Source organism: Streptomyces changchenzhani (genome assembly GCF_039766235.1).
Classification (GTDB): Bacteria; Actinomycetota; Actinomycetes; order Streptomycetales; family Streptomycetaceae; genus Streptomyces.
Genome location: NZ_JBDHNH010000008.1, coordinates 327,029 through 350,573, shown reverse-complemented (window position 1 = coordinate 350,573; position 23,545 = coordinate 327,029). Strand labels below are relative to the sequence as shown.

The 23,545-nt window shown below is 65.8% G+C and carries 33 protein-coding genes; 27 read left to right on the top strand and 6 right to left on the bottom strand.

The annotated features are described in order from the left end of the window. Nucleotides 1-8: 8 nt before the first annotated feature. Nucleotides 9-2,138, top strand: coding sequence for an elongation factor G (gene fusA, locus ABCR94_RS25760; protein ID WP_347122398.1), 2,130 nt, complete (start codon nucleotides 9-11; stop codon nucleotides 2,136-2,138). A 150-nt stretch (nucleotides 2,139-2,288) separates the two neighbouring features. Continuing rightward, a complete protein-coding gene (gene tuf / locus ABCR94_RS25755; protein WP_347122397.1) occupies nucleotides 2,289-3,482 on the top strand; it encodes an elongation factor Tu in 1,194 nt (397 codons plus the stop codon). Between the two features lie 100 nt (nucleotides 3,483-3,582). On the opposite strand, the gene ABCR94_RS25750 is transcribed toward tuf, so the two are convergent. The 6 genes from ABCR94_RS25750 to ABCR94_RS25725 form a co-directional block, all read right to left on the bottom strand. Next, nucleotides 3,583-5,649: a PIG-L family deacetylase gene (locus tag ABCR94_RS25750; protein WP_347122396.1), complete on the bottom strand. Its 2,067-nt coding sequence runs from the start codon at nucleotides 5,647-5,649 to the stop codon at nucleotides 3,583-3,585. 168 nt (nucleotides 5,650-5,817) lie between these two features. Continuing rightward, nucleotides 5,818-6,102, bottom strand: coding sequence for a hypothetical protein (locus ABCR94_RS25745; protein WP_347122395.1), 285 nt, complete (start codon nucleotides 6,100-6,102; stop codon nucleotides 5,818-5,820). Next, nucleotides 6,102-7,070 carry a hypothetical protein gene (locus ABCR94_RS25740; protein ID WP_347122394.1) on the bottom strand — a complete coding sequence of 323 codons (969 nt, stop codon included), beginning with the start codon at nucleotides 7,068-7,070 and terminating at the stop codon, nucleotides 6,102-6,104. The genes ABCR94_RS25745 and ABCR94_RS25740 overlap by 1 nt, the downstream gene beginning before the upstream one ends. A gap of 50 nt (nucleotides 7,071-7,120) precedes the next feature. Beyond that, complete coding sequence (locus ABCR94_RS25735) at nucleotides 7,121-7,636, bottom strand: Uma2 family endonuclease (RefSeq protein ID WP_347122393.1); 516 nt, start codon at nucleotides 7,634-7,636, stop codon at nucleotides 7,121-7,123. Nucleotides 7,637-7,689: 53 nt separating this feature from the next. Further along, nucleotides 7,690-8,517 carry a helix-turn-helix domain-containing protein gene (locus tag ABCR94_RS25730; protein ID WP_347122392.1) on the bottom strand — a complete coding sequence of 276 codons (828 nt, stop codon included), beginning with the start codon at nucleotides 8,515-8,517 and terminating at the stop codon, nucleotides 7,690-7,692. A gap of 196 nt (nucleotides 8,518-8,713) precedes the next feature. Then, complete coding sequence (locus ABCR94_RS25725) at nucleotides 8,714-9,193, bottom strand: ATP-binding protein (protein WP_347122391.1); 480 nt, start codon at nucleotides 9,191-9,193, stop codon at nucleotides 8,714-8,716. A 166-nt stretch (nucleotides 9,194-9,359) separates the two neighbouring features. Here ABCR94_RS25725 and ABCR94_RS25720 point away from each other — a divergent pair, with 166 nt between their 5' ends. The 25 genes from ABCR94_RS25720 to ABCR94_RS25600 all read left to right on the top strand — a co-directional run bounded on the left by ABCR94_RS25720 (nucleotide 9,360) and on the right by ABCR94_RS25600 (nucleotide 23,463). Further along, on the top strand, nucleotides 9,360-10,232 hold the full coding sequence (locus ABCR94_RS25720) for a helix-turn-helix domain-containing protein (protein ID WP_347122390.1): 873 nt from the start codon (nucleotides 9,360-9,362) through the stop codon (nucleotides 10,230-10,232). Beyond that, nucleotides 10,229-10,444: a DUF397 domain-containing protein gene (locus ABCR94_RS25715; RefSeq protein ID WP_347122389.1), complete on the top strand. Its 216-nt coding sequence runs from the start codon at nucleotides 10,229-10,231 to the stop codon at nucleotides 10,442-10,444. The genes ABCR94_RS25720 and ABCR94_RS25715 overlap by 4 nt, the downstream gene beginning before the upstream one ends. A 448-nt stretch (nucleotides 10,445-10,892) precedes the next feature. After that, nucleotides 10,893-11,201, top strand: a complete 309-nt coding sequence (rpsJ, locus tag ABCR94_RS25710; protein WP_014054162.1) for a 30S ribosomal protein S10 — start codon at nucleotides 10,893-10,895, stop codon at nucleotides 11,199-11,201. A gap of 14 nt (nucleotides 11,202-11,215) precedes the next feature. Further along, complete coding sequence (gene rplC / locus ABCR94_RS25705) at nucleotides 11,216-11,860, top strand: 50S ribosomal protein L3 (protein WP_347122388.1); 645 nt, start codon at nucleotides 11,216-11,218, stop codon at nucleotides 11,858-11,860. Nucleotides 11,861-11,867: 7 nt separating this feature from the next. After that, entirely contained in the window at nucleotides 11,868-12,518 is a 651-nt protein-coding gene (gene rplD, locus ABCR94_RS25700) for a 50S ribosomal protein L4 (RefSeq protein ID WP_347122387.1), read from the top strand. After that, complete coding sequence (gene rplW, locus ABCR94_RS25695; RefSeq protein ID WP_347122386.1) at nucleotides 12,518-12,928, top strand: 50S ribosomal protein L23; 411 nt, start codon at nucleotides 12,518-12,520, stop codon at nucleotides 12,926-12,928. Before rplD ends, rplW begins: the two co-directional genes overlap by 1 nt. Nucleotides 12,929-12,967: 39 nt before the next feature. Beyond that, complete coding sequence (gene rplB / locus ABCR94_RS25690) at nucleotides 12,968-13,804, top strand: 50S ribosomal protein L2 (RefSeq protein WP_347122385.1); 837 nt, start codon at nucleotides 12,968-12,970, stop codon at nucleotides 13,802-13,804. A 12-nt stretch (nucleotides 13,805-13,816) separates the two neighbouring features. Then, a complete protein-coding gene (rpsS, locus tag ABCR94_RS25685; RefSeq protein ID WP_347122384.1) occupies nucleotides 13,817-14,098 on the top strand; it encodes a 30S ribosomal protein S19 in 282 nt (93 codons plus the stop codon). A gap of 41 nt (nucleotides 14,099-14,139) precedes the next feature. Next, the gene (gene rplV, locus ABCR94_RS25680; RefSeq protein ID WP_283521083.1) at nucleotides 14,140-14,487 is read left to right on the top strand and encodes a 50S ribosomal protein L22; all 348 of its coding nucleotides are present in this window, start codon (nucleotides 14,140-14,142) and stop codon (nucleotides 14,485-14,487) included. Beyond that, on the top strand, nucleotides 14,487-15,353 hold the full coding sequence (gene rpsC, locus ABCR94_RS25675; RefSeq protein ID WP_283521056.1) for a 30S ribosomal protein S3: 867 nt from the start codon (nucleotides 14,487-14,489) through the stop codon (nucleotides 15,351-15,353). Before rplV ends, rpsC begins: the two co-directional genes overlap by 1 nt. Before the next feature lie 5 nt (nucleotides 15,354-15,358). Then, nucleotides 15,359-15,778, top strand: coding sequence for a 50S ribosomal protein L16 (rplP, locus tag ABCR94_RS25670; protein WP_119286204.1), 420 nt, complete (start codon nucleotides 15,359-15,361; stop codon nucleotides 15,776-15,778). Further along, nucleotides 15,778-16,002 (top strand): 50S ribosomal protein L29, encoded by a 225-nt coding sequence (gene rpmC / locus ABCR94_RS25665; protein ID WP_138894199.1) that lies wholly within the window; start codon nucleotides 15,778-15,780, stop codon nucleotides 16,000-16,002. The genes rplP and rpmC overlap by 1 nt, the downstream gene beginning before the upstream one ends. Further along, the gene (gene rpsQ, locus ABCR94_RS25660; protein WP_347122383.1) at nucleotides 16,002-16,292 is read left to right on the top strand and encodes a 30S ribosomal protein S17; all 291 of its coding nucleotides are present in this window, start codon (nucleotides 16,002-16,004) and stop codon (nucleotides 16,290-16,292) included. The genes rpmC and rpsQ overlap by 1 nt, the downstream gene beginning before the upstream one ends. Nucleotides 16,293-16,396: 104 nt before the next feature. Continuing rightward, nucleotides 16,397-16,765: a 50S ribosomal protein L14 gene (gene rplN / locus ABCR94_RS25655; protein ID WP_073768975.1), complete on the top strand. Its 369-nt coding sequence runs from the start codon at nucleotides 16,397-16,399 to the stop codon at nucleotides 16,763-16,765. A 2-nt stretch (nucleotides 16,766-16,767) separates the two neighbouring features. After that, a complete protein-coding gene (gene rplX / locus ABCR94_RS25650; protein ID WP_347122382.1) occupies nucleotides 16,768-17,091 on the top strand; it encodes a 50S ribosomal protein L24 in 324 nt (107 codons plus the stop codon). After that, nucleotides 17,091-17,648: a 50S ribosomal protein L5 gene (rplE, locus tag ABCR94_RS25645; protein WP_028812366.1), complete on the top strand. Its 558-nt coding sequence runs from the start codon at nucleotides 17,091-17,093 to the stop codon at nucleotides 17,646-17,648. Before rplX ends, rplE begins: the two co-directional genes overlap by 1 nt. Before the next feature lie 2 nt (nucleotides 17,649-17,650). After that, nucleotides 17,651-17,836, top strand: coding sequence for a type Z 30S ribosomal protein S14 (locus tag ABCR94_RS25640; protein WP_004571834.1), 186 nt, complete (start codon nucleotides 17,651-17,653; stop codon nucleotides 17,834-17,836). Nucleotides 17,837-18,057: 221 nt separating this feature from the next. Next, the gene (gene rpsH, locus ABCR94_RS25635; RefSeq protein WP_283521059.1) at nucleotides 18,058-18,456 is read left to right on the top strand and encodes a 30S ribosomal protein S8; all 399 of its coding nucleotides are present in this window, start codon (nucleotides 18,058-18,060) and stop codon (nucleotides 18,454-18,456) included. 21 nt (nucleotides 18,457-18,477) lie between these two features. After that, a complete protein-coding gene (gene rplF, locus ABCR94_RS25630) occupies nucleotides 18,478-19,017 on the top strand; it encodes a 50S ribosomal protein L6 (protein WP_347122381.1) in 540 nt (179 codons plus the stop codon). Between the two features lie 3 nt (nucleotides 19,018-19,020). Next, on the top strand, nucleotides 19,021-19,404 hold the full coding sequence (rplR, locus tag ABCR94_RS25625) for a 50S ribosomal protein L18 (RefSeq protein WP_347122380.1): 384 nt from the start codon (nucleotides 19,021-19,023) through the stop codon (nucleotides 19,402-19,404). Between the two features lie 46 nt (nucleotides 19,405-19,450). After that, complete coding sequence (gene rpsE / locus ABCR94_RS25620; protein WP_347122379.1) at nucleotides 19,451-20,053, top strand: 30S ribosomal protein S5; 603 nt, start codon at nucleotides 19,451-19,453, stop codon at nucleotides 20,051-20,053. Beyond that, complete coding sequence (gene rpmD / locus ABCR94_RS25615; RefSeq protein WP_283521063.1) at nucleotides 20,053-20,235, top strand: 50S ribosomal protein L30; 183 nt, start codon at nucleotides 20,053-20,055, stop codon at nucleotides 20,233-20,235. Before rpsE ends, rpmD begins: the two co-directional genes overlap by 1 nt. A gap of 1 nt (nucleotide 20,236) precedes the next feature. Next, nucleotides 20,237-20,692 carry a 50S ribosomal protein L15 gene (gene rplO, locus ABCR94_RS25610; RefSeq protein WP_347122378.1) on the top strand — a complete coding sequence of 152 codons (456 nt, stop codon included), beginning with the start codon at nucleotides 20,237-20,239 and terminating at the stop codon, nucleotides 20,690-20,692. Nucleotides 20,693-21,502: 810 nt separating this feature from the next. Continuing rightward, nucleotides 21,503-22,816: a preprotein translocase subunit SecY gene (gene secY, locus ABCR94_RS25605; RefSeq protein ID WP_347122377.1), complete on the top strand. Its 1,314-nt coding sequence runs from the start codon at nucleotides 21,503-21,505 to the stop codon at nucleotides 22,814-22,816. Beyond that, entirely contained in the window at nucleotides 22,816-23,463 is a 648-nt protein-coding gene (locus tag ABCR94_RS25600; RefSeq protein WP_347122376.1) for an adenylate kinase, read from the top strand. Before secY ends, ABCR94_RS25600 begins: the two co-directional genes overlap by 1 nt. The last annotated feature ends 82 nt before the right edge of the window (nucleotides 23,464-23,545 follow it).

Here is a 23,545-nt window from a genome sequence, read left to right as displayed (position 1 = left end):
TGAGCCTTATGGCCACCACTTCGCTTGACCTGGCCAAGGTCCGCAACATTGGGATCATGGCCCACATCGACGCGGGTAAGACGACCACCACCGAGCGGATCCTCTTCTACACCGGTGTGAGCTACAAGATCGGTGAAGTCCACGACGGCGCAGCGACGATGGACTGGATGGAGCAGGAGCAGGAGCGCGGCATCACGATCACGTCTGCCGCGACGACCTGCCACTGGCCGCTCGATGAGGTTGATCACACGATCAACATCATCGACACCCCGGGTCACGTCGACTTCACCGTCGAGGTGGAGCGTTCGCTCCGCGTCCTCGACGGTGCTGTCACCGTGTTCGACGGTGTGGCGGGAGTCGAGCCGCAGTCCGAGACTGTCTGGCGTCAGGCGGACCGCTACGGCGTGCCGCGTATCTGCTTCATCAACAAGCTCGACCGCACCGGCGCCGAGTTCCACCGCTGTGTGGACATGATCGTGGACCGCCTCGGTGCGGTGCCGCTGGTCATGCAGCTCCCCATTGGTGCTGAGGCTGACTTCAAGGGCGTCGTCGACCTCGTGACGATGAAGGCCTTTGTCTGGCAGGCCGAAGCCACCAAGGGCGAGATGTACGACGTAGTCGACATCCCGGACACTCACGTCGAGGCAGCTGACGAGTGGCGCGGCAAGCTGCTTGAGGCTGTTTCCGAGCACGACGACGAGATGATGGAGCTGTACCTGGAGGGCCAGGAGCCCACCGTGGACCAGCTTTACGCCGCGATTCGTCGTATCACCCTGGCTTCCAAGGGCACTGCGGACTCCATCACGGTTTCCCCGGTGTTCTGCGGTACCGCGTTCAAGAACAAGGGCGTTCAGCCCCTGCTCGACGCGGTTGTGCGCTACCTGCCTTCTCCCCTGGACGTCGACGCCATTGAGGGTCACGACGTCAAGGACCCCGAGAAGATCATTTCGCGTCAGCCGTCCGACGACGAGCCGTTCTCCGGTCTTGCGTTCAAGATCGCGAGCGACCCGCACCTCGGAAAGCTCACCTTCGTCCGGGTTTACTCGGGCCGCCTTGAGGCCGGCACTGCGGTGCTGAACTCGGTGAAGGGCAAGAAGGAGCGCATCGGGAAGATCTACCGTATGCACGCGAACAAGCGTGAGGAGATCCCCTCGGTGGGCGCCGGCGACATCGTCGCCGTCATGGGTCTGAAGCAGACCACCACGGGTGAGACGCTCTGTGACGAGAAGAAGCCGGTCATCCTGGAGTCCATGGACTTCCCGGCCCCGGTCATTCAGGTCGCCATCGAGCCGAAGTCCAAGGGTGACCAGGAGCGCCTGGGTATTGCTATCCAGCGCCTCGCGGAGGAGGACCCCTCCTTCCAGGTTCACTCCGACGAGGAGACCGGCCAGACCATCATCGGTGGTATGGGCGAGCTTCACCTCGAGGTGCTCGTCGACCGCATGAAGCGCGAGTTCCGCGTCGAGGCGAACGTCGGCAAGCCGCAGGTCGCCTACCGCGAGACGATCCGTAAGAAGGTCGACCGCATCGACTATGTGCACAAGAAGCAGACTGGTGGAACTGGCCAGTTCGCGAAGGTGCAGATCTCGATGGAGCCCATCGAGGGTGGCGACGCGTCCTACGAGTTCATCAACAAGGTCACTGGTGGCCGCATCCCCAGGGAGTACATCCCCTCGGTGGACGCCGGTGCCCAGGAAGCCATGAAGTTCGGCATCCTGGCCGGCTACGAGATGGTCGGTGTTCGCATCACCCTTCTCGACGGTGGCTACCACGAGGTCGACTCTTCGGAGCTGGCCTTCAAGATCGCCGGTTCGCAGGCGTTCAAGGAGGGTGCCCGTAGGGCCTCTCCCGTGCTCCTTGAGCCGATGATGGCTGTCGAGGTCACTACGCCCGAGGACTACATGGGCGATGTGATCGGCGACCTCAACTCCCGCCGTGGCCAGATTCAGGCCATGGAGGAGCGCAGCGGCGCTCGCGTCGTGAAGGGCCTCGTGCCCCTCTCGGAGATGTTCGGCTACGTCGGAGACCTCCGCAGCAAGACCTCGGGTCGCGCAAGCTACTCGATGCAGTTCGACTCCTACGCCGAGGTTCCGCGGAACGTCGCCGAGGAGATTATTGCGAAGGCCAAGGGCGAGTAGCTCCCCCGAGTGCCCGTTTTAGGCTTGACACCGACCGCCGGGATTTTCCGGCATTACCGTGTGGGAGATCCCCCGGCGGTCGGCATCCCAGCAAAGATCACCTGGCGCCGATGAAGCAAGGCGTACAGAACCACTCCGCAGGAGGATCCAGTGGCGAAGGCAAAGTTCGAGCGGACTAAGCCGCACGTCAACATCGGCACCATCGGTCACATCGACCACGGTAAGACGACCCTTACGGCCGCCATTACCAAGGTGCTGCATGACGCGTTTCCGAATCTGAACGAGGCCTCGGCCTTCGACCAGATCGACAAGGCTCCCGAAGAGCGCCAGCGCGGTATCACGATTTCGATCTCGCACGTGGAGTACCAGACGGAGTCGCGTCACTACGCGCACGTCGACTGCCCCGGCCACGCGGACTACATCAAGAACATGATCACGGGTGCGGCGCAGATGGACGGCGCCATTCTCGTCGTCGCCGCGACCGACGGCCCGATGCCGCAGACCAAGGAGCACGTGCTCCTGGCCCGCCAGGTCGGCGTTCCGTACATCGTTGTCGCGCTGAACAAGGCCGACATGGTGGACGACGAGGAGATCCTGGAGCTCGTTGAGCTTGAGGTTCGTGAGCTCCTTTCCGAGTACGAGTACGCGGGCGACGACCTTCCGGTCGTCAAGGTCTCGGCGCTCAAGGCGCTTGAGGGCGACAAGGAGTGGGGCCAGACTGTTCTCGACCTCATGAAGGCCGTCGACGAGTCGATCCCGCAGCCCGAGCGCGATGTCGACAAGCCGTTCCTGATGCCGATCGAGGACGTCTTCACGATCACGGGTCGTGGCACGGTCGTCACCGGTCGTATCGAGCGTGGCATCCTCAAGGTCAACGAGACTGTTGACATCGTGGGCATCAAGGAGACCAAGACCACCACCACGGTCACGGGTATCGAGATGTTCCGCAAGCTGCTCGACGAGGGTCAGGCCGGCGAGAACGTGGGCCTCCTCCTCCGCGGCATCAAGCGCGAGGACGTCGAGCGCGGCCAGGTCATCATCAAGCCGGGTTCGGTCACGCCGCACACCGAGTTTGAGGCCCAGGCCTACATCCTGTCGAAGGACGAGGGTGGCCGTCACACCCCCTTCTTCAACAACTACCGCCCGCAGTTCTACTTCCGCACCACGGACGTAACGGGCGTGGTGACCCTTCCCGAGGGCACCGAGATGGTCATGCCTGGTGACAACACCATCATGACCGTCAACCTCATCCAGTCCGTCGCGATGGAAGAGGGCCTGAAGTTCGCCATCCGTGAGGGTGGCCGGACCGTCGGCGCCGGCCAGGTCACCAAGATCACCAAGTAATTTGGTGTTCTGACCTGGTTGCTCGATCTGAGCACCAAGGAGGGCCCCTGTACTGCCGTTCGCGGCGGTACAGGGGCCCTTCTGTTGTATGTACGGGCTTCTACGGCCGCCAGAGCCAGGGCATCGCGTCCGCTCCGATACCCACCACGACCGGGCCCCGGGGCCCGAGGTGCAGCGCGGCTCCCTCCAGGGCGGCAGGCCCTCCTTTACGTCGTACCAGGCGTCCCCCCGCAAGCAGCTGAACCCGCCCCCGCTCGTCCCGGCCCAGCAGGACGGGACCCGAAGGGGCCGTTACGGCGTCCAGGGCCCCGTACCCGTCGAAGCGCAGGCGCCCCCGGCTGCCGCCACCGACCCGGACCTTCGTGAGCCGGGCCGTCGCGGGCCGCCGGTAGACCAGGTCGATGCCGCCGTCCGGCGCGGCCAGGGCGGTGGGGGAGTCCCCGGGCGCGGGCAGGCCCGGCGCGGGGCGTGACCGGACCGGCGTGCCCGGTGCGTCCTGCGTCCAGTGGTGCACGGCGTCGCGTCCGGCCGCGAACACATGGACGCGGCCTTCGCCGTCAGCCACCGCCGCCAGCCCGTCCTGGACCTCACCGCCGCCCAGGTCGCGCCAGGCGTCCCAGTGCCCGGCGGTGTCCCGTACCCGCGTACTGATGCCCTGATCCGCGTTGCGTACGAAGAAATGGACCCGCCCGTCGGGGGCCGCCACGGCGACGGGCGAGCCGATACGACGGCCTCGGTCCGGGCGCTTCTCCGGGTTGCCCAGGCCCGTCCAGGCGCCGAACTCCCCACCGGGCGTGCGCTGTTCGAGCAGCACGATCTCGCGGGTGTTGGCAGCGCCGTGGCCGGCCAGCGCGGCGAACCGCAGCCCGAACAGCAGCTGCCTGCCGTCGTCGAGCGCCGCCGCCCCGAGCGCGGGGGCCAGCGGCCCGCCGCCCAAGTCGTCCGGCGGCCCCCATGCGCCGCTGCCCGGCGCGCTCTCCCGGTGCCGTGCGACCCGCAGGCCCAGCACGCTGTAGGCCGTCAGCCGCCCGTCGGACTCGGTCGAGACGACGGGACGGGCGCCGGGGTAGCGGTAGTGGGTGGAGCGGATCCAACCCTTGCGGCTGGCGAGCGGACGGTCGCCGCCGACGTTGTAGTCGCCGCAGCCCGCCGCGTTCCCGCACTCCCAGCCGGGATCGCCGCCGTACGAGACGAGGTGTGCGGCCTTCTCACGCAGCACCTTGCCCGGCAGGTTCTTCGGCCAGTGATGGTTGTAGTAACCGCGGAAGGCCGTGGCGACGAAGCCGGGCACGTCACCCCCGTCCTTGGTGGCCTCGGCGACCCGGCGGATCATCGCGGCCCAGGCGAAGGACGCGACGGCGGTGTGGTCGGCATGGTCGGAGTGCCCGCGCTGCTCGTCGTCCCGGCGCCGGGTGGCTTCGTCACTCTGCTGGATGTCGGGGTCGGGATCGAGGGTGTGCACCAGGGTGGGCCGGTAGTGCTCAAGGAGCCCGGCGAGTACGTCGATGAGCTCGTCGTACGCGTACGAACTCGCCTTCTGCAGCGGCGAGTTGTCGGCCACAACAGTGCGCAGCGAAAGCCCCCGGGACTCCCACAGGCTGGGCAGGCCGAGGCGCCCCCACGTGGTGTACATGGCCAGATTAAGGAAGATCATCTCGACCCGACGCCCGTTGTGCGTAAGCGTGTTGAGCTCTGCGCGCTGCGCACCGCGCAGTGTGATGACAGACCGCTTCCATGGCGTGAACCGGGGGAGGCCAAGCAGGGTCGCGTACGCCTGCCGCAGCCCCTGGAGCCGGGAGGAGGAGTACGCCGACTTGTCCCCGGCGGGGTGCGGCTCACCGGGGATCCTGTTGACACCCTTGGACTCACCGGCGGTCACATACACGCTGACCAGCGGGACGCCGGAGTCCAGCGTGTGCTGGGTGTCCGGGTTCATGAAGTACAGGTCGTCGTCCGGGTGCGCCAGGATCTGCAACACCAGCGCGTGCCGCGATCGTGCGATCGGCTTCCCGGGCGCGGGATCGGCGGCGGGGGTCGTACGGCGCGGCGCGGGCACGGAGCACGAGGCAAGGGCGGCGGCACCGGCGGCGACGATCAGGGCCCGCCGGGCGGGCCCGGACGTATGCACCGCAGGAGAGCCTGCCGTCTGTTCATTCGCGCTGGTCAACGCCACTGCCCCGTCCGCTTCCCCCGCAGCGGCCGGTCCCTTTCGCTGCGTTCCGTGAAGCTTGACGAAGATTCGGGGGAGGAGGTTGCTTGGGCGCCGTGGCTGGGGCTTGGGGTGACCCGCCGGGTCGCGGTTGCGGCGACCCGGCGGAGCGGCCTGGGAGTGGGGCTACTCGGCGGCCTCGGGTGCGGCCGTCTCCTCTTCGACGAACAGTTCCTCGGCGGCGTCGGCGGTGACCGCGCGATCGAGCCAGCGGTCCAGGGTGTCGAGGTCGGTGCAGTCGGTGATCCGCTGGGCGAGGGCCTCGGGGACGGGGATGCTGCGGTGGTTCAACAGGCGCAGGATCGCCTTGACCCTGCCCCTGGCTTCACCGCTGGCTACGCCCCTGAGGTAGGTCTCCTCGACGAGGGTGCCGTGGCCGGGGAAGTAGCTGCCGTTCACCTTCGCTCTCATTACTCGGTGCTCTCCGCCTGGTCTGCTTCGGTGAACAGTTCCTCGGCGGCTTCGGCGGTGACCGCGCGGCCGAACCACCGGTTCAGGGTGTTGAGGTCGGTGCAGTCGGTGATCCGCTGTGCGGCAGCGTCCGAGACGGGGACACTGCGGGCAGCCAGTAGCTGCAGGATCGAATCGGCTTTCCCCTCGGCTTTCCCCTTGGCTTCGCCATCAGCTTCGCCCCTGAGGTAGGTCTCCTCGACCAGGGTCCCGCGACCAGGGAAGTAGCTGGCTTCATTCATCAGGTTCCTCCAGATGTCCCGTGCCGGGGTCGCCCCCAGGCCGATTTCCAGCATTTCCGCGTAGTACCTGATGGAGCGCGTTTTCGAGCGCCCCAAAGCGGTCACCAGCGCCTTCAGTATGGCCGTGACGTTCGGGTCTTTTCCATGCGTCATGGCGGAGAAGGTCGCCAGTGGGAGGTCCAGCGCCGCCTCGGCGGGATCGGTGATCCTGGGGACATTGTTGGGGCCAAGGACAAGAGGGTGGGTGCTCAGGGCTGTCCAGCCCTTCACCCCGACCCTGAAAGGCCCCGCTGCCCATTCGGCGGTCAACTCGTCCTGGCAGACGACCAGGAGAAGGGCCGGCATGTCGTACTTCGCCTGGAGATAGGCGAGGTAGTACGTCCAGCTGGACGCTTTGTCCGGGTCACGCCGACCTTGCGCTTCGATGGCGAGCAGGAATCTGTCTTCTCCGGGTGGATGAACGCGCAGCACGCTGTCCACTCGGCGCTCCAACGGACGGATCTCGGTGGCATCCGGGGTGAGCACCTCGACGGATGGCTTGTCGGACAGGGGTACGCCCAGGATTCGGAAGACGGGCGTGAGGAGCTCGGGGCGGTCCTGGAAGATCCGGTGCGAGGCCTCATGGGATGAACTGACCATGTACGGGAACCTAGGTTCAGAAATGCCTCCGGCACTTGCCTTTGGCATATGACCACTCATTTGGGGTGACCCATCGGTCAGGGGGATCTCCGCCGGCTCTACGCGTAGCGCGGCAGGCCCTCGGTCGAGATCGTCCAGTCGCCAACGGTGACGTCCTCGCCGTAGATGAAGTCCTTGCGCGTGGCATAGCGCGGCCCTTGCGCCGTCGGGTGGATCTCGGAGAGGACCGCGCCTGTGCCCGTGCGCGGGTCGAAGATCGCGTAGGTGGGGATGCCGAGGAGCGGGTAGTCCCGCATCTTGTTCACCCAGTCGTTGTCCGGGTTGGAACGGGACACGACTTCGACGGCGGCGATGAGCGAACGCGGATCGAAGGAGCCTTGGCCTTCCATGTCGGCGAGGGCGATCACGATGAGGTCGGGAAGGCGCATGATGCCTTCCGGCCCGCTTTCCACGTCGGGAGCGCCCGTGTGTGCCACGAACCCGTCCGGCATGACCCGCTCCAGGCGGCGGCTGATCCGGGCTCTGGTCAGCTCGTGGGGAGGATTCGGAGCCATCAGGTCGTGGACGATCCCCTCCTTCGTGATCTCGAACTTGCCGGGAAGGGTGTCGTCCATCGACTGAACGAACTCCCGCATAGCCCGATACCGGTGCGGTGTGCGCCCGCTCATCAGGCCGCCTCAGCGAGGCAGTCGCGGCAGTGGCCCGGTGCGGGGGCTCGGAACGCGCGGTCGCAGGTTTCGCAGTTCTGGAGTGGGTCCGGGCGTACCGCCTGTGGGGGTGTCGGCAGGAACGGCGGCATCAGCTCGGCCAGGCGGTACGCGAGCAGCCCCGCCGCGTGTTTCAGGTTGTCCGGGACGGTCGCGGTCAGGGTTCGCTGTACGGCGCCGGGCCTGGCCCCGGCCTCCAGCCAAGCCTCGACGCCCGGCGCGAGGCGGCGTACGTCCCGTTCGGCGAGCAGCAGCCGGGGGTCGTGCCGGTGCAGGTCTGTGAGCAGGTCCATTGCCGTGCGGTGTCGCGCCAGGTCGGCGGAGCGGGGCTGGGGGAGTGGTCGCGCCGGGGCAGTGGGTGCGGGCTCCTGCGCGGCGGGCTGGGCCGCCGGGGGCTCGGGCGCGGCCGGTTCGGTGGGTTCCGCGCCCGGCTGGTTGTACGACACCGTGCGGGTGACGACCTTGCCGCTGGGAAGGCGCTCCCGGGTGCGTTCCAGGTAGCCGTACGTCTCCAGCTCCCGCAGCGCGCCCGCGATGCGGTGCTCGCTCTCCGGGAAGCGGGCCGTCAGGGACTTGATGCCGATCGGCGCGCCGACCGGCAGCGACTGGATATGGACGGCGAGCCCGATCGCGAGGAGTGAGAGTTCGCGGTGTTGGGCCAGGTGGTTGCCGACCACGGTGTAGCGGCTGTTGTGCCGCACATTGACGTGAACAACACCGGATCGGGGACCGCCGCCGGGAACGGCGGACGACGCGCGCGAGGGCGCGTTAAAGTGCTTTGAAGCCATCGGGAAGGTGTCACTTCCTGTTGGTCAGGCCCTCGATCGGGATGCCAGTCCCGGCCGGGGGCCGTCGCATGTCTGTGGTTGTTGGACCGAGCATATGCCCGCCAACCGGCCGGAAATCCAGCCCAGTTGCCACAGATCACCCGTGTGGGTGACGGGAGGCTGGAGGGGTTGGTAAGGGTATTTTCCCCTCCGGGATTTAAAGAACTACATGTCGTGGGTTCCCGGGTCGCGGCCCACCGGGTCGCGGCTGTCGCGATCCGGTGGGCAGGTCGATTTCCGCCCATACGGTCTTGCAGGGCGCGGGCCCCGGAGTCACTCCCCAGCGGTCGGCGAGCGCCTCGACCAGCAGCAGCCCACGCCCCGACTCGCCCTCGGCCGGCTCCTGCACAGGCGCGGGCAGCCGGTCGCCGCGCGGATCGATCACCTCGATACGCAGTACGTCGTCGCCCACGACGGCCAGCGTGAGCCGGAAGTCCCGCCCCGGCAGGTGCCCGTGCAGTGCGGCGTTCGCCGCCAGCTCGGCGATGACGTGCGCGGGCGTCTCCAGGGGGAGCCCCCAGGAGCGCAGCTCCTCGACCGCGAGCAGCCGCGCGAGCCTGGCGCCCCGGCGGGTGGCGGAGAGCTGGATGGCGAACTGCCGCGTGCCGGTGCCGGGTTGGGTGAGTTCTCGGTTCATGTCACTCAGCGTGGCCGTGCGTGCGTACCGTGAACAGTGATGACGCGCTTGCGTACGGTGACTGTCCAGTGCTTGTCCGGCGTTGTCCGGGCTGTCCGGGGTGACCTGTTGGGTACGCACAGGCGTTGAGGACGGGTTGGGTCGGTACGTCGGAGGTGGGCGCGGGATGAGCGTGGACGGTACGGAGCGCGAAGACGGCGGGGCGGACGAGCCCGGCTGGGACGTGGACCCCGAGGACGAATCGGGAGCGGCCGTGGTCGCAGCGGTGGGCCGCCAGATCAAGGTCTGGCGAGAAGCGGCGGGGATGCGCGCGGGGGAGTTCGGAACGGCGATCGGGTACGGCGAGGACCAGGTCTACAAGGTGGAGGGCGGGAAGAGGATTCCCCGCCCCGAGTTTCTGGACAGGGCGGACGAGGTCCTGGGCGCGAACGGCAAGCTCTCCGCGATGAAACGGGATGTGGCGGAGGCCCGGTACCCGAAGAAGGTCCGGGCGTTGGCGAAGCTGGAGGCGCAGGCGGTTGAGCTGGCGGCCTACGGGAACCACAACATTCACGGGCTGTTGCAGACGCGGGAGTACGCGGAGGCGTTGTTCGGGATGCGTCGGCCTGCCTTCTCGCGTGACGAGGTGGAGAGGCTGGTGGCTGCTCGGGTGGCTCGACAGTCCATTTTCGAACGGTCGCCTGCTCCGGAGCTGAGCTTCGTTCAGGAAGAGGTGACGCTGCGCCGCTCTCTCGGAGGCAGAATGGTGTTGCGCCAACAGCTCGAACGCCTCTTGGAACTAGGGCAGTTGCGAAACGTTGAGCTCCAGGTGATGCCGACGGTCCGGGATGACCACGCTGGCATGGGCGGGGAGATGCAGGTGCTGAAGTTCGGCGACGGTACGGCGGTGGGGCGCTCCGAGGGGGACTTCGGCAGCCGCCCGGTCTCCGATCCGAAACAACTCCGGATCATTGAGCTGCGGTGTGGCATCATCCGGGCTCAGGCGCTCCCACCAGGGGAATCGCTGGCCTTTATCGAGCAAGTGCTGGGAGAGACATGATCCGCAAGACCTCTGCCGGGGACACCTCCGAGCTGGAGTGGTTCAAGAGCAGTTATAGCGACAGCAGCAACAGCAATGAGTGCGTCGAGGTCGCTGCGTCCCCCAGCTCGGTCCACGTCCGCGACTCCAAGAACCCGCCCGGCCCCCGGCTCACGCTCGCCTTCGCGCCGACCGTCTGGGCCCAGTTCCTCCCGTACGCGGCTAAAACCTGACCCGTATCGACCATGGGGTACGCTTTATCGCCCCGATTGGCGTCCGCACTGACCCATATGGCACACTGTTCAGGTTGCTCGGTTGAGTGCCGATGCTGCGCGTCTCTCGTCGGGAGAACTGAAAGCTAGTCCCACAGTACTCGTCGTCCCAACTGCCCTCTGGGCAGCGCTGGGGCGGACGTACGGGAATCTTTCGGGAAGCGTTGCGGGGTGCAGACCAGGCTCCCGGTGGGTGTTCTGCCCCCGACGCTCTTCATTGAGCACTGCGCGGTCTTCGGCCCCGCACCCCCTTGGTTGGGATCTTCTTCGGGAGATTTTCGTAGAGGGGATGCGACACGCCCGACCGCGTGGGTCGGTCCAGAACAGCGGTTTTCGGAGTACGGACTCTGAAGAGCGTCAGACCCCCCGGGCTCCAGGGCGTGACGAAAGACAGGACTACGAAGTAGCCATGGCGGGACAGAAGATCCGCATCCGGCTCAAGGCTTACGACCACGAGGTCATCGATTCCTCGGCGAAGAAGATCGTCGAGACGGTGACGCGAACTGGTGCGTCAGTCGCGGGCCCGGTGCCGCTTCCCACTGAGAAGAACGTGTACTGCGTCATCAAGTCGCCGCACAAGTACAAGGACGCGCGCGAGCATTTCGAGATGCGCACTCACAAGCGCCTGATCGACATCCTCGACCCGACGCCCAAGACCGTTGACTCGTTGATGCGCCTGGACCTTCCGGCCGGCGTTGACATCGAGATCAAGCTCTGAGAGGCGCGGGAACGATGGCAAAGCAGATTAAGGGAATCCTGGGCGAGAAGCTCGGCATGACCCAGGTCTGGGACGAGAACAACCGGATCGTTCCGGTGACCGTCGTCAAGGCTGGGCCCAATGTCGTGACCCAGGTCCGCACGAATGACCGTGACGGCTATGAGTCGGTCCAGATCGCCTTCGGCGAGATCGACCCTCGCAAGGTGAACAAGCCCCTCAAGGGCCACTTCGCCAAGGCCGATGTGACCCCGCGCCGCCACATGGTGGAGCTCCGTACCTCCTTCGCCAGCGAGTACACGCTCGGCCAGGAGATCACTGCCGATCTGTTCGAGTCCGGCGTCAAGGTTGACGTCACGGGCAAGAGCAAGGGCAAGGGCTTCGCCGGTGTCATGAAGCGTCACAACTTCAAGGGCGGCCCCGCATCCCACGGTGCCCACCGCATGCACCGCAAGCCCGGCTCGATCGGTGGCTGCGCCACCCCGGGTCGCGTTTTCAAGGGCATGCGTATGGCAGGCCGTATGGGTAACGAGCGCGTCACCACCCAGAACCTGACCGTGCATGCCGTTGACGCGGAGAAGGGCCTGCTCCTGATCAAGGGAGCGGTTCCTGGTCCCAACGGTGGCCTCGTCCTGGTCCGTACCGCGGCCAAGGGGGTTTGAGGAACCGATGAGCACCATTGACATCCTTTCGCCTGCAGGCGACAAGACCGGGACCGTCGAGCTCCCCGCGGAGATTTTCGACGCCAAGGTCAGCATTCCGCTGATCCACCAGGTCGTAGTCGCACAGCTGGCAGCTGCCCGTCAGGGCACGCACAGCACCAAGACTCGCGCCGAGGTCCGAGGCGGCGGCCGCAAGCCGTACCGCCAGAAGGGCACCGGCCGAGCCCGTCAGGGTTCGACCCGTGCGCCGCAGTTCGTGGGCGGTGGCGTCGTACACGGCCCGCACCCGCGTGACTACTCGCAGCGGACCCCCAAGAAGATGAAGGCTGCCGCGCTCCGCGGTGCCCTCTCCGACCGGGCCCGCAACGCTCGTATCCACATCGTCACCGACGTGGTCGAGGGTTCGGCTTCCACGAAGGCCGCCAAGGCACTGCTGGGCAAGATCAGCGAGCGTAAGAACGTGCTCCTGATCGCCGAGCGTTCCGACAGGGCCGCGTGGCTGTCCGCCCGTAACCTGCCCCAGGTGCACCTCCTGGCGCCGGGCCAGCTGAACACGTACGACGTGCTCGTCTCGGACGACGTGGTCTTCACTCAGGCCGCTTTCGAGTCCTTCGTGTCTGGCCCCAAGGCCGTTGAGACCGAAGGGAGCGAAGCCTGATGGCTACGCGACACCCGAGCATTGCTTCCAAGGCTGCCAAGGCTGCCAAGGCTGCCCGTAACGCCAAGGCGCGCCGGGAGACGGTAGCTTCCGAGCCCGTCCCGCCGAGCAAGGCCTTCACGGACCCGCGTGACATTCTTGTCAGGCCGGTTGTGTCCGAGAAGAGCTACGCGCTCCTGGACGAGAACAAGTACACGTTCATCGTCTCGCCCGGCACCAACAAGACCCAGATCAAGGAAGCCGTTCAGGCGGTCTTCTCGGTCAAGGTCACCGGGGTCAACACGATCAACCGGCAGGGTAAGCGCAAGCGGACCAAGACCGGTTTCGGCAAGCGTGCTGACACCAAGCGCGCCATCGTGACCCTCGCCGAGGGCGACCGTATCGACATCTTCGGCGGCCCGACCTCCTGACGGAGGTCGAGTCGTCCGGAATCGGACGAGGACTGAGAAATGGGAATCCGCAAGTACAAGCCGACTACGCCGGGCCGCCGTGGCTCCTCCGTAGCCGACTTTGTCGAGATCACGCGGTCCACGCCGGAGAAGTCGCTGGTTCGCCCGCTGCACAGCAAGGGCGGCCGTAACAACGCCGGTCGGATCACCGTTCGCCACCAGGGTGGCGGACACAAGCGTGCCTTCCGAGTGATCGACTTCCGTCGTCACGACAAGGACGGCGTGCCGGCCAAGGTCGCGCACATCGAGTACGACCCGAACCGCACCGCGCGCATCGCGCTGCTGCACTACGCAGACGGCGAGAAGCGCTACATCCTGGCTCCGGCCAAGATGGTGCAGGGCGACAAGGTTGAGAACGGCGCCGGCGCCGACATCAAGCCCGGTAACAACCTGCCGCTGCGCAACATCCCGGTGGGTACGACCATCCACGCCATCGAGATGCGTCCCGGCGGCGGAGCGAAGATTGCCCGTTCTGCGGGTTCTTCGGTCCAGCTGCTGGCGAAGGAAGGCGCCATGGCGCACCTTCGTATGCCGTCGGGCGAGGTCCGTCTGGTCGACATCCGCTGCCGCGCCACTATTGGCGAGGTCGGCAATGCCGAGCAGTCGAACATCAACTGGGGCAAGGCCGGCCGTATGCGCTGGAAGGGCGTTCGCCCGACCGTTCGCGGTGTGGCGATGAACCCGGTCGACCACCCGCACGGTGGTGGTGAGGGCAAGACTTCAGGTGGTCGCCACCCGGTCAGCCCGTGGGGTCAGAAGGAGGGTCGTACTCGCTCGCCGAAGAAGGCATCGAGCAAGTACATCGTCCGCCGCCGCAAGTCGAACAAGAAGCGCTAGGAGCGGGTTTAGATGCCGCGTAGTCTCAAGAAGGGGCCCTTCGTCGACGGACACCTCATCAAGAAGGTGGACGTCCAGAACGAAGCTGGCACCAAGACCGTTATCAAGACCTGGTCCCGGCGCTCGATGATCATCCCGGCAATGCTGGGTCACACCATCGCGGTGCACAACGGCAAGATCCATATCCCGGTGTTCGTCACCGAGTCCATGGTCGGCCACAAGCTCGGCGAGTTTGCGCCGACCCGCACCTTCCGCGGCCACGTCAAGGACGACCGCAAGTCGAAGCGCCGCTAAGGCGGGGTGCGAAGACTATGAACGACACCGAAGGGACAACCATGGAAGCCAGGGCCCAGGCGCGCTATATCCGCGTCACGCCCATGAAGGCCCGCCGCGTGGTGGACCTTATCCGGGGCATGGATGCCACGGATGCTCAGGCAGTCCTGCGTTTCGCCGCGCAGGCCGCGAGCGTGCCGGTCGGCAAGGTGCTTGACAGCGCCATTGCCAACGCCGCGCACAACTACGACCACACGGACGCCAAGTCGCTGGTTATCAGCGAGGCGTACGTGGACGAGGGCCCGACCCTGAAGCGGTTCCGTCCGCGTGCGCAGGGCCGTGCCTACCGGATCCGCAAGCGGACCAGCCACATCACCGTGGTCGTCAGCAGCAAGGAAGGAACCCGGTAATGGGCCAGAAGGTAAACCCGCACGGGTTCCGCCTCGGCATCACCACGGACTTCAAGTCGCGGTGGTACGCCGACAAGCTGTACAAGGACTACGTCAAGGAAGACGTCGCCATCCGCAGGATGATGACGTCCGGCATGGAGCGCGCCGGCATCTCGAAGGTTGAGATCGAGCGCACCCGTGACCGTGTGCGTGTGGACATCCACACCGCGCGTCCGGGCATCGTCATCGGCCGCCGTGGCGCCGAGGCCGACCGCATCCGCGGCGACCTCGAGAAGCTCACGGGCAAGCAGGTGCAGCTGAACATCCTCGAGGTCAAGAACCCCGAGATGGACGCGCAGCTGGTTGCTCAGGCCGTTGCCGAGCAGCTCTCCTCCCGTGTCTCCTTCCGTCGCGCCATGCGTAAGAGCATGCAGGGCACGATGAAGGCCGGCGCCAAGGGCATCAAGATTCAGTGCGGCGGTCGCCTCGGCGGCGCCGAGATGTCCCGCTCGGAGTTCTACCGCGAAGGCCGTGTGCCCCTGCACACCCTGCGCGCGAACGTGGACTACGGCTTCTTCGAGGCCAAGACGACCTTCGGCCGTATCGGCGTGAAGGTCTGGATCTACAAGGGCGACGTCAAGAACATCGCCGAGGTCCGCGCCGAGAACGCCGCGGCCCGTGCGGGTAACCGCCCGGCCCGTGGTGGAACCGGTGGCGGTCCCGCCGGTGGCGGCGACCGTCCGGCCGGTGGCCGTGGCGGAGCCCGCGGTGGCGAGCGTGGCGGCCGCGGCCGCAAGCCGCAGCAGTCCGCGCCGGCAGCGGAGGCCCCCAAGGCCGACGCTCCCGCCGCAGCTGCTCCGGCTGAGAGCACTGGAACGGAGGCCTGACCGACATGCTGATCCCTCGTAGGGTCAAGCACCGCAAGCAGCACCACCCCAAGCGCAGCGGTATGGCAAAGGGTGGCACTGAGGTCGCATTCGGTGAGTACGGCATCCAGGCGCTGACGCCGGCATACGTGACGAACCGCCAGATCGAGGCTGCTCGTATCGCGATGACCCGCCACATCAAGCGTGGCGGAAAGGTCTGGATCAACATTTATCCGGACCGCCCCCTGACGAAGAAGCCTGCTGAGACCCGCATGGGTTCCGGTAAGGGTTCTCCCGAGTGGTGGATCGCGAACGTCAAGCCCGGTCGTGTGATGTTCGAGTTGTCCTACCCGAACGAGAAGATTGCTCGTGAGGCGCTCACCCGCGCTGCTCACAAGCTTCCGATGAAGTGCCGGATCGTGCGGCGCGAGGCAGGTGAGTCGTGATGGTGGCCGGTACGAAGGCGACTGAGCTGCGCGAGCTGAACGACGAGGACCTCGTCGCGAAGCTTCGTGAGGCAAAGGAAGAACTGTTCAACCTCCGCTTCCAGGCGGCGACCGGGCAGCTCGAAAATCACGGTCGGCTCAAGTCCGTCCGTAAGGACATCGCCCGGATCTACACCCTGATGCGTGAGCGCGAGCTGGGCATCGAGACGGTGGAGAGCGCCTGATGAGCGAGAAGACTGTGACTGAGACGAACGCGAACGAGCAGCGCGGCTTCCGCAAGACCCGCGAGGGCCTTGTGGTCAGCGACAAGATGGACAAGACCGTCGTCGTCGCTGTTGAGGACCGTGTCAAGCACGCTTTGTACGGCAAGGTCATCCGCCGTACGAACAAGCTCAAGGCACACGACGAGGCCAACGCCGCGGGTATCGGTGACCGTGTCCTCCTGATGGAGACCCGGCCGCTGTCCGCGACGAAGCGCTGGCGCATCGTCGAGGTCCTTGAGAAGGCCAAGTAATAATTCCTGAGCTTTTCGGCTCAGGTCAGTTCCGCCAGGCTCGGTGAGGGGCGCCCCGCAAGGGGCCCCCTCGCCGGGAACCGGCAGACGATCAGGAGATAGACGTGATCCAGCAGGAGTCGCGACTTCGTATCGCCGACAACACGGGTGCGAAGGAAATTCTCACCATCCGTGTTCTCGGTGGCTCGGGTCGCCGCTACGCGGGTATCGGCGACGTCATTGTCGCCACCGTCAAGGACGCGATCCCCGGTGGCAATGTGAAGAAGGGTGACGTCGTCAAGGCGGTCATCGTTCGCACGGTCAAGGAGCGTCGCCGTCCCGACGGCTCGTACATCCGCTTCGACGAGAACGCCGCCGTCATTCTGAAGAACGACGGCGACCCTCGCGGCACCCGTATCTTCGGCCCGGTGGGCCGTGAGCTGCGCGAGAAGAAGTTCATGAAGATCATCTCGCTCGCGCCGGAGGTGCTGTAAGCATGAAGATCAAGAAGGGCGACCTGGTTCAGGTCATCACCGGTAAGGACAAGGGCAAGCAGGGCAAGGTCATTCTGGCCATCCCCCGCGAGAGCCGCGTCCTGGTCGAGGGTGTCAACCGGGTCAAGAAGCACACGAAGGCCGGCCAGACCGCTCGCGGTTCGCAGACCGGCGGCATTGTGACGACCGAGGCTCCGGTCCATGTCAGCAACGTGCAGTTGGTTGTTGAGAAGGACGGGAAGAAGGTCGTCACTCGCGTCGGCTTCCGCTTTGACGACGAGGGCAACAAGATCCGCGTTGCCAAGCGGACCGGTGAGGACATCTGATGACTACCACCACCGCACCGCGCCTCAAGCTGCGCTACCGCGAGGAGATCGCGGGCAAGCTGCGTGAAGAGTTCTCTTACGAGAACGTCATGCAGATCCCCGGCCTCGTCAAGATCGTGGTCAACATGGGTGTGGGCGACGCAGCCCGCGACTCCAAGTTGATCGATGGCGCCATTCGCGACCTCACCACGATCACCGGCCAGAAGCCTGCTGTCACCAAGGCCCGGAAGTCCATCGCGCAGTTCAAGCTGCGCGAGGGTCAGCCGATCGGCTGCCACGTCACCCTCCGTGGTGACCGCATGTGGGAGTTCCTGGACCGTACGCTGTCGCTCGCGCTTCCGCGTATCCGTGACTTCCGTGGTCTGTCGCCGAAGCAGTTCGACGGCCGTGGCAACTACACCTTCGGTCTCACGGAGCAGGTCATGTTCCACGAGATCGACCAGGACAAGATCGACCGGGTCCGGGGCATGGACATCACCGTGGTCACCACGGCGACCAATGACGACGAGGGCCGTGCCCTCCTTCGTCACCTCGGCTTCCCGTTCAAGGAGAACTGACCGTGGCGAAGAAGGCTCTGATCGCTAAGGCGGCCCGCAAGCCCAAGTTCGCTGTGCGCGCGTACACGCGTTGCCAGCGCTGCGGCCGGCCGCACTCCGTCTACCGCAAGTTCGGCCTGTGCCGCGTGTGCCTTCGTGAGATGGCCCACCGTGGCGAGCTGCCGGGCGTGACCAAGAGCTCCTGGTAGTCAGTACTGCCCTTTGGGCGTACTGATTACCTCGTGCTCTCGGTAAGTATCTGGTCGGTGGGAGCCCTCCTCCGCATGCCGTAGGCTTGTGGGGTTGGGCGCCTGCCGCCCTGACCGACTTACTACGCCGTAGGTCCCCGCACCGCACCCGTCCTGCCTCTGAGTAGGGAGAGGGATGGCGCATACAGGAAACCCCGGCGAGAGAGGCCGAAGGCCACTACATGACCATGACTGATCCAATCGCAGACATGCTCACGCGTCTGCGTAACGCGAACTCGGCGTACCACGACACCGTCGGTATGCCGCACAGCAAGATCAAGTCGCACATCGCGGAGATCCTCCAGCAGGAGGGCTTCATCACCGGCTGGAAGGTCGAGGACGCCGAAGTTGGCAAGAACCTCGTTCTTGAGCTGAAGTTTGGCCCGAACCGCGAGCGTTCGATTGCCGGCATCAAGCGCATCTCGAAGCCGGGTCTGCGTGTATATGCGAAGTCCACCGGTCTGCCGAAGGTTCTGGGCGGCCTGGGAGTGGCGATCATCTCCACTTCCCACGGCCTCCTGACCGGCCAGCAGGCAGGCAAGAAGGGCGTAGGTGGGGAAGTCCTCGCCTACGTCTGGTAGTCGGGAACGGAGGAAAAGCTAATGTCGCGAATCGGCAAGCTCCCCATCCAGGTTCCCGTCGGTGTGGACGTCACCATCGATGGCCGCACGGTCGCGGTGAAGGGCCCCAAGGGTTCCCTCTCGCACACCGTCGCTGCGCCGATCGAGGTCTCCAAGGGCGAGGACGGCGTTCTGAACGTCGTTCGTCCGAATGACGAGCGTCAGAACAGGGCCCTCCACGGCCTGTCCCGCACGCTGGTGGCGAACATGATCACCGGCGTGACCGCGGGTTACAGCAAGGCGCTCGAAATCAGTGGTGTGGGTTACCGCGTCCAGGCGAAGGGCTCCAACCTGGAGTTCGCGCTCGGATACAGCCACCCCATCGTTATCGAGGCTCCCGAAGGCATCACCTTCAAGGTCGAGTCGCCCACGAAGCTCAGCGTCGAGGGCATCGACAAGCAGAAGGTCGGCGAGGTCGCCGCTAACATCCGCAAGCTGCGGAAGCCCGACCCGTACAAGGCCAAGGGCGTCAAGTACGCCGGCGAAGTTATCCGCCGCAAGGTCGGAAAGGCGGGTAAGTAAGCCATGGCATACGGTGTAAAGATTGCCAAGGGCGACGCGTACAAGCGCGCCGCCATCAAGCGCCGCCACATCCGCGTCCGCAAGCACGTCTCCGGTACGCCGGTACGTCCTCGCCTGGTCGTGACACGCTCCAACCGCAACATCGTGGCCCAGGTCATCGACGACATCGCGGGCCACACGCTCGCGTCGGCGTCGACCCTGGACTCCTCGATCCGCGGTGGCGAGGCGGACAAGAGCGCCAAGGCTCAGCAGGTCGGCGCGCTTGTCGCCGAGCGTGCGAAGGCTGCGGGCATCGAGACCGTCGTGTTCGACCGTGGTGGCAACAGGTACGCAGGGCGCATTGCCGCTCTGGCTGACGCCGCCCGCGAAGCCGGGCTGAAGTTCTAAGCCCCGATTCCGGGACTAACGGACGTAACAGAGAGAGGTAAATCCAATGGCTGGACCCCAGCGCCGCGGAAGCGGTGCCGGTGGCGGCGAGCGGCGGGACCGGAAGGGTCGCGACGGTGGCCCTGCCGAGAAGACCGCTTACGTTGAGCGCGTAGTTGCGATCAACCGTGTTGCCAAGGTTGTCAAGGGTGGTCGCCGCTTCAGCTTCACCGCGCTGGTCGTGGTGGGCGACGGTGACGGCACCGTAGGTGTCGGATACGGCAAGGCCAAGGAAGTTCCCGCGGCCATCGCCAAGGGCGTTGAAGAGGCGAAGAAGACCTTCTTCAAGGTTCCGCGTATCCAGGGCACCATCCCCCACCCGATCCAGGGTGAAAAGGCTGCGGGCGTCGTACTGCTCAAGCCGGCGTCCCCCGGTACCGGCGTTATCGCCGGTGGCCCGGTGCGTGCCGTGCTCGAGTGCGCCGGCGTTCACGACATTCTGTCGAAGTCGCTCGGTTCGTCGAACCCGATCAACATCGTGCACGCGACCGTGGCGGCCCTTCAGGGTCTGCAGCGTCCCGAGGAGATCGCGGCTCGCCGTGGTCTGCCCCTCGAGGATGTCGCCCCCGCGGCTCTGCTTCGTGCACGTGCATTGGGAGCGGGTGCGTAATGGCCCGCCTCAAGATCACGCAGACGAAGTCGTTCATCGGTAGCAAGCAGAACCACCGCGACACCCTGCGTTCGCTCGGGCTCAAGCGCCTGAACGACACGGTTGTCAAGGAGGACCGTCCCGAGTTCCGCGGCATGGCTAACACCGTCCGCCACCTCGTAACGGTTGAGGAGGTCGACTGACATGGCTGAAAACAGCCCGCTGAAGGTCCACAACCTCCGGCCTGCCCCGGGCGCCAAGACCGCCAAGACCCGTGTGGGTCGTGGCGAAGGCTCCAAGGGTAAGACCGCAGGTCGTGGCACCAAGGGCCAGAAGGCCCGTACGCAGGTTCCGGAGCGCTTCGAGGGCGGGCAGATGCCCCTCCACATGCGTCTCCCGAAGCTCAAGGGCTTCAAGAACCCGTTCCGCACCGAGTACCAGGTCGTGAACCTGGAGAAGCTCGGCGCTCTCTACCCCGAGGGTGGAGAGGTCACGGTGGCCGATCTGGTCGCCAAGGGCGCGGTGCGCAAGAACCAGCTCGTCAAGGTGCTCGGCGCCGGCGAGATCACCGTGGCGCTGCAGGTGACGGTTGACGCCGTCTCCGCTTCCGCCAAGGAGAAGGTCGCCGCTGCCGGCGGCACGGTCACCGAGCTCATCTAGTCGGCGACCGACCAGCACGGCATTGAAGCCTGGCCGGCTGCCCATCCGCTCTGCGGTGGGCAGCCGGCCAGGCTTTTTCATGCCCTCCGCGAACCGGTGCACGGGGCCACCGCGAGGCCGTGAGCGCTGCCGTTACGTGGCTCAGCGCCCGCACCCTTCCGGCCCTGCGGGAATGGCGGTATATCCCGGCGAACGTCAAACACGGTTCTTTCCGTCGGTTATCCGCTCGATATCGGGGCGTGAAAGCGCAATACGGTCCCGGGTAATGCGGCGGTAAATTCACCGGCCGGGCGCGAGGCCGGCCTGATCGGTGATGTACGCAACTCGCGCCGGACTTGCCGCTGATGTCCGGACATCGCGGTCGTCCGGGGGCCCAACTCCCGGCAGCTCGTAAGGGCCCGGCCGCTGATTTCCGGCCGCGCGCAAAAGCGGGTGAGTGGCGAAAGCGGGGCGGCCGTCAACGGAATGATGACGAGATGCCCCGCCCGTGCCGGGTGATCCCTGGTGGCCCCGGAGTTCACCGGCGGCGGGGGTGGCAGGGGCGCTGTTGTCGCCCGTGGTTCGGTGGGGACGGCGGCTGAACTGCCCGTCCCGGCCCCGGGATGAGGTCGTGTGCCGACCGCCTCACGACTCCTGGCTGGAGTTCGCGCCTGGCGTTGTTAGAGTTCCTAGGATCAGTTGTGGCTATGCTGGCCCCTCTGTGTGTGTGTCCGCTGCGGTGCGTGGCAGGACGCTGCGCAACGGCCCAGAGCCGTGGCCCTGTATTCGACGAGCCCTTCCACATAAGAAGTGGGAGGGGCAGGAGGCACCGTGCTCACCGCGTTCGCCCGGGCGTTCAAGACCCCCGACCTGCGTAAGAAGCTGCTCTTTACGCTCGGCATCATCGTGCTGTATCGGCTCGGCGCCCATATCCCGGTCCCCGGGGTCAGTTACAAGAGCGTGCAGCTCTGCCTTGACCAGGCCCAGTCGGGCAACAACCTCCTCGGTCTGGCGAATCTGTTCAGCGGTGGCGCACTGCTGCAGATCACGATCTTCGCGCTCGGCATCATGCCGTACATCACAGCGAGCATCATTCTTCAGCTGCTGACGGTAGTGATTCCCCGGCTGGAAGCCCTCAAGAAGGAGGGACAGTCAGGTACAGCGAAGATCACTCAGTACACCCGCTACCTGACGGTGGCGCTCGCCATCCTCCAGGGCACCGGCCTGGTGGCGACCGCCCGTACCGGCGCACTGTTCAGCGGCTGCCCAGCCGCTGCCAACATCGTGCCCGATAAGTCGATCTTCATCACTCTGGTCATGGTGGTCACCATGACCACCGGAACTGCCGTGGTGATGTGGCTCGGTGAGCTCGTCACCGACCGCGGCGTCGGCAACGGCATGTCGATCCTGATGTTCATCTCGATCGCAGCCGGCTTCCCGGGTGCGCTGTGGGCCATCAAGAAGCAGGGCGAACTCGCGGACGGCTGGATCGAGTTCGGCATCGTGATCCTGGTCGGTTTCGCCATGGTCGGCCTCGTGGTTTTCGTCGAGCAGGCTCAGCGCAGGATCCCGGTGCAGTACGCGAAGCGCATGATCGGCCGGAAGTCCTACGGCGGTACGTCTACGTACATCCCGCTGAAGGTCAACCAGGCCGGTGTGATCCCGGTCATCTTCGCCTCGTCGCTGCTCTACATCCCGACGCTGATCGTCCAGTTCGGCGGCGGTGGAAAAAGCGGCTGGGGCACGTGGATCCAGGCGAACTTCGTTGATGGCAAGCCGATCTACATCGCCACCTACTTCCTGTTGATCGTGTTCTTCGCCTTCTTCTATGTGGCGATCTCGTTCAACCCCGAGGAAGTTGCCGACAACATGAAGAAGTATGGTGGCTTCGTCCCGGGCATCCGGGCAGGTCGCCCCACTGCCGAGTACCTGAGCTACGTGCTCAACAGGATCACTTGGCCGGGCTCGCTGTATCTGGGCCTGATTGCTCTTGTGCCGACGATGGCGTTGGCGGGCTTCGGCGCGAACCAGGACTTCCCGTTCGGCGGGACAAGCATCCTCATCATCGTGGGTGTGGGCCTGGAGACCGTGAAGCAGATCGAGAGCCAGCTCCAGCAGCGCAATTACGAAGGGTTCCTCCGCTGATGCGAATCGTCCTCGTCGGGCCGCCTGGTGCCGGCAAGGGAACGCAGGCTGCGTTCCTTGCCAAGAACCTGTCGATCCCGCACATCTCCACGGGCGACCTCTTCCGCGCCAACATCAGCCGGGGCACTGCCCTCGGCAAGCAGGCGAAGGCGTACATGGACGCCGGCAACCTGGTGCCGGACGAGATCACCATCGGGATGGCCAAGGACCGCATGGCCCAGCAGGACGCCGCGAACGGCTTCCTCCTTGACGGCTTCCCGAGGAACGTCTCGCAGGCCGTGGCGCTCGACAAGACGCTGAAGACGGACGGCCAGAAGCTGGACGCCGTGCTGGACCTTGAGGTTTCCGAGGACGAGGTGGTGAAGCGGATCGCGGGTCGCCGCATCTGCCGCAACGATTCGGCTCACGTCTTCCACGTGACGTACAGCCCGCCCAAGAAGGAAGGCGTCTGCGACGCCTGCGGCGGCGAGCTGTACCAGCGTGGTGACGACAGCGAGGAGACGGTCCGCCGTCGCCTGGAGGTCTACCACAGCGAGACCGAGCCGATCATTGACCACTACAAGGCGCAGAACCTGGTGGTCACGATCTCCTCGCTCGGCAAGGTCGACGAAGTGACCCGGCGCGCGATGGACGCACTGAAGAAGTAGTCCGACGCGCACTGATCAAGCGACAAGAGTTACGACGGTTGCGGCCGCGGTGTCCGAGAGACGCCGCGGCCGTACTGTTGAG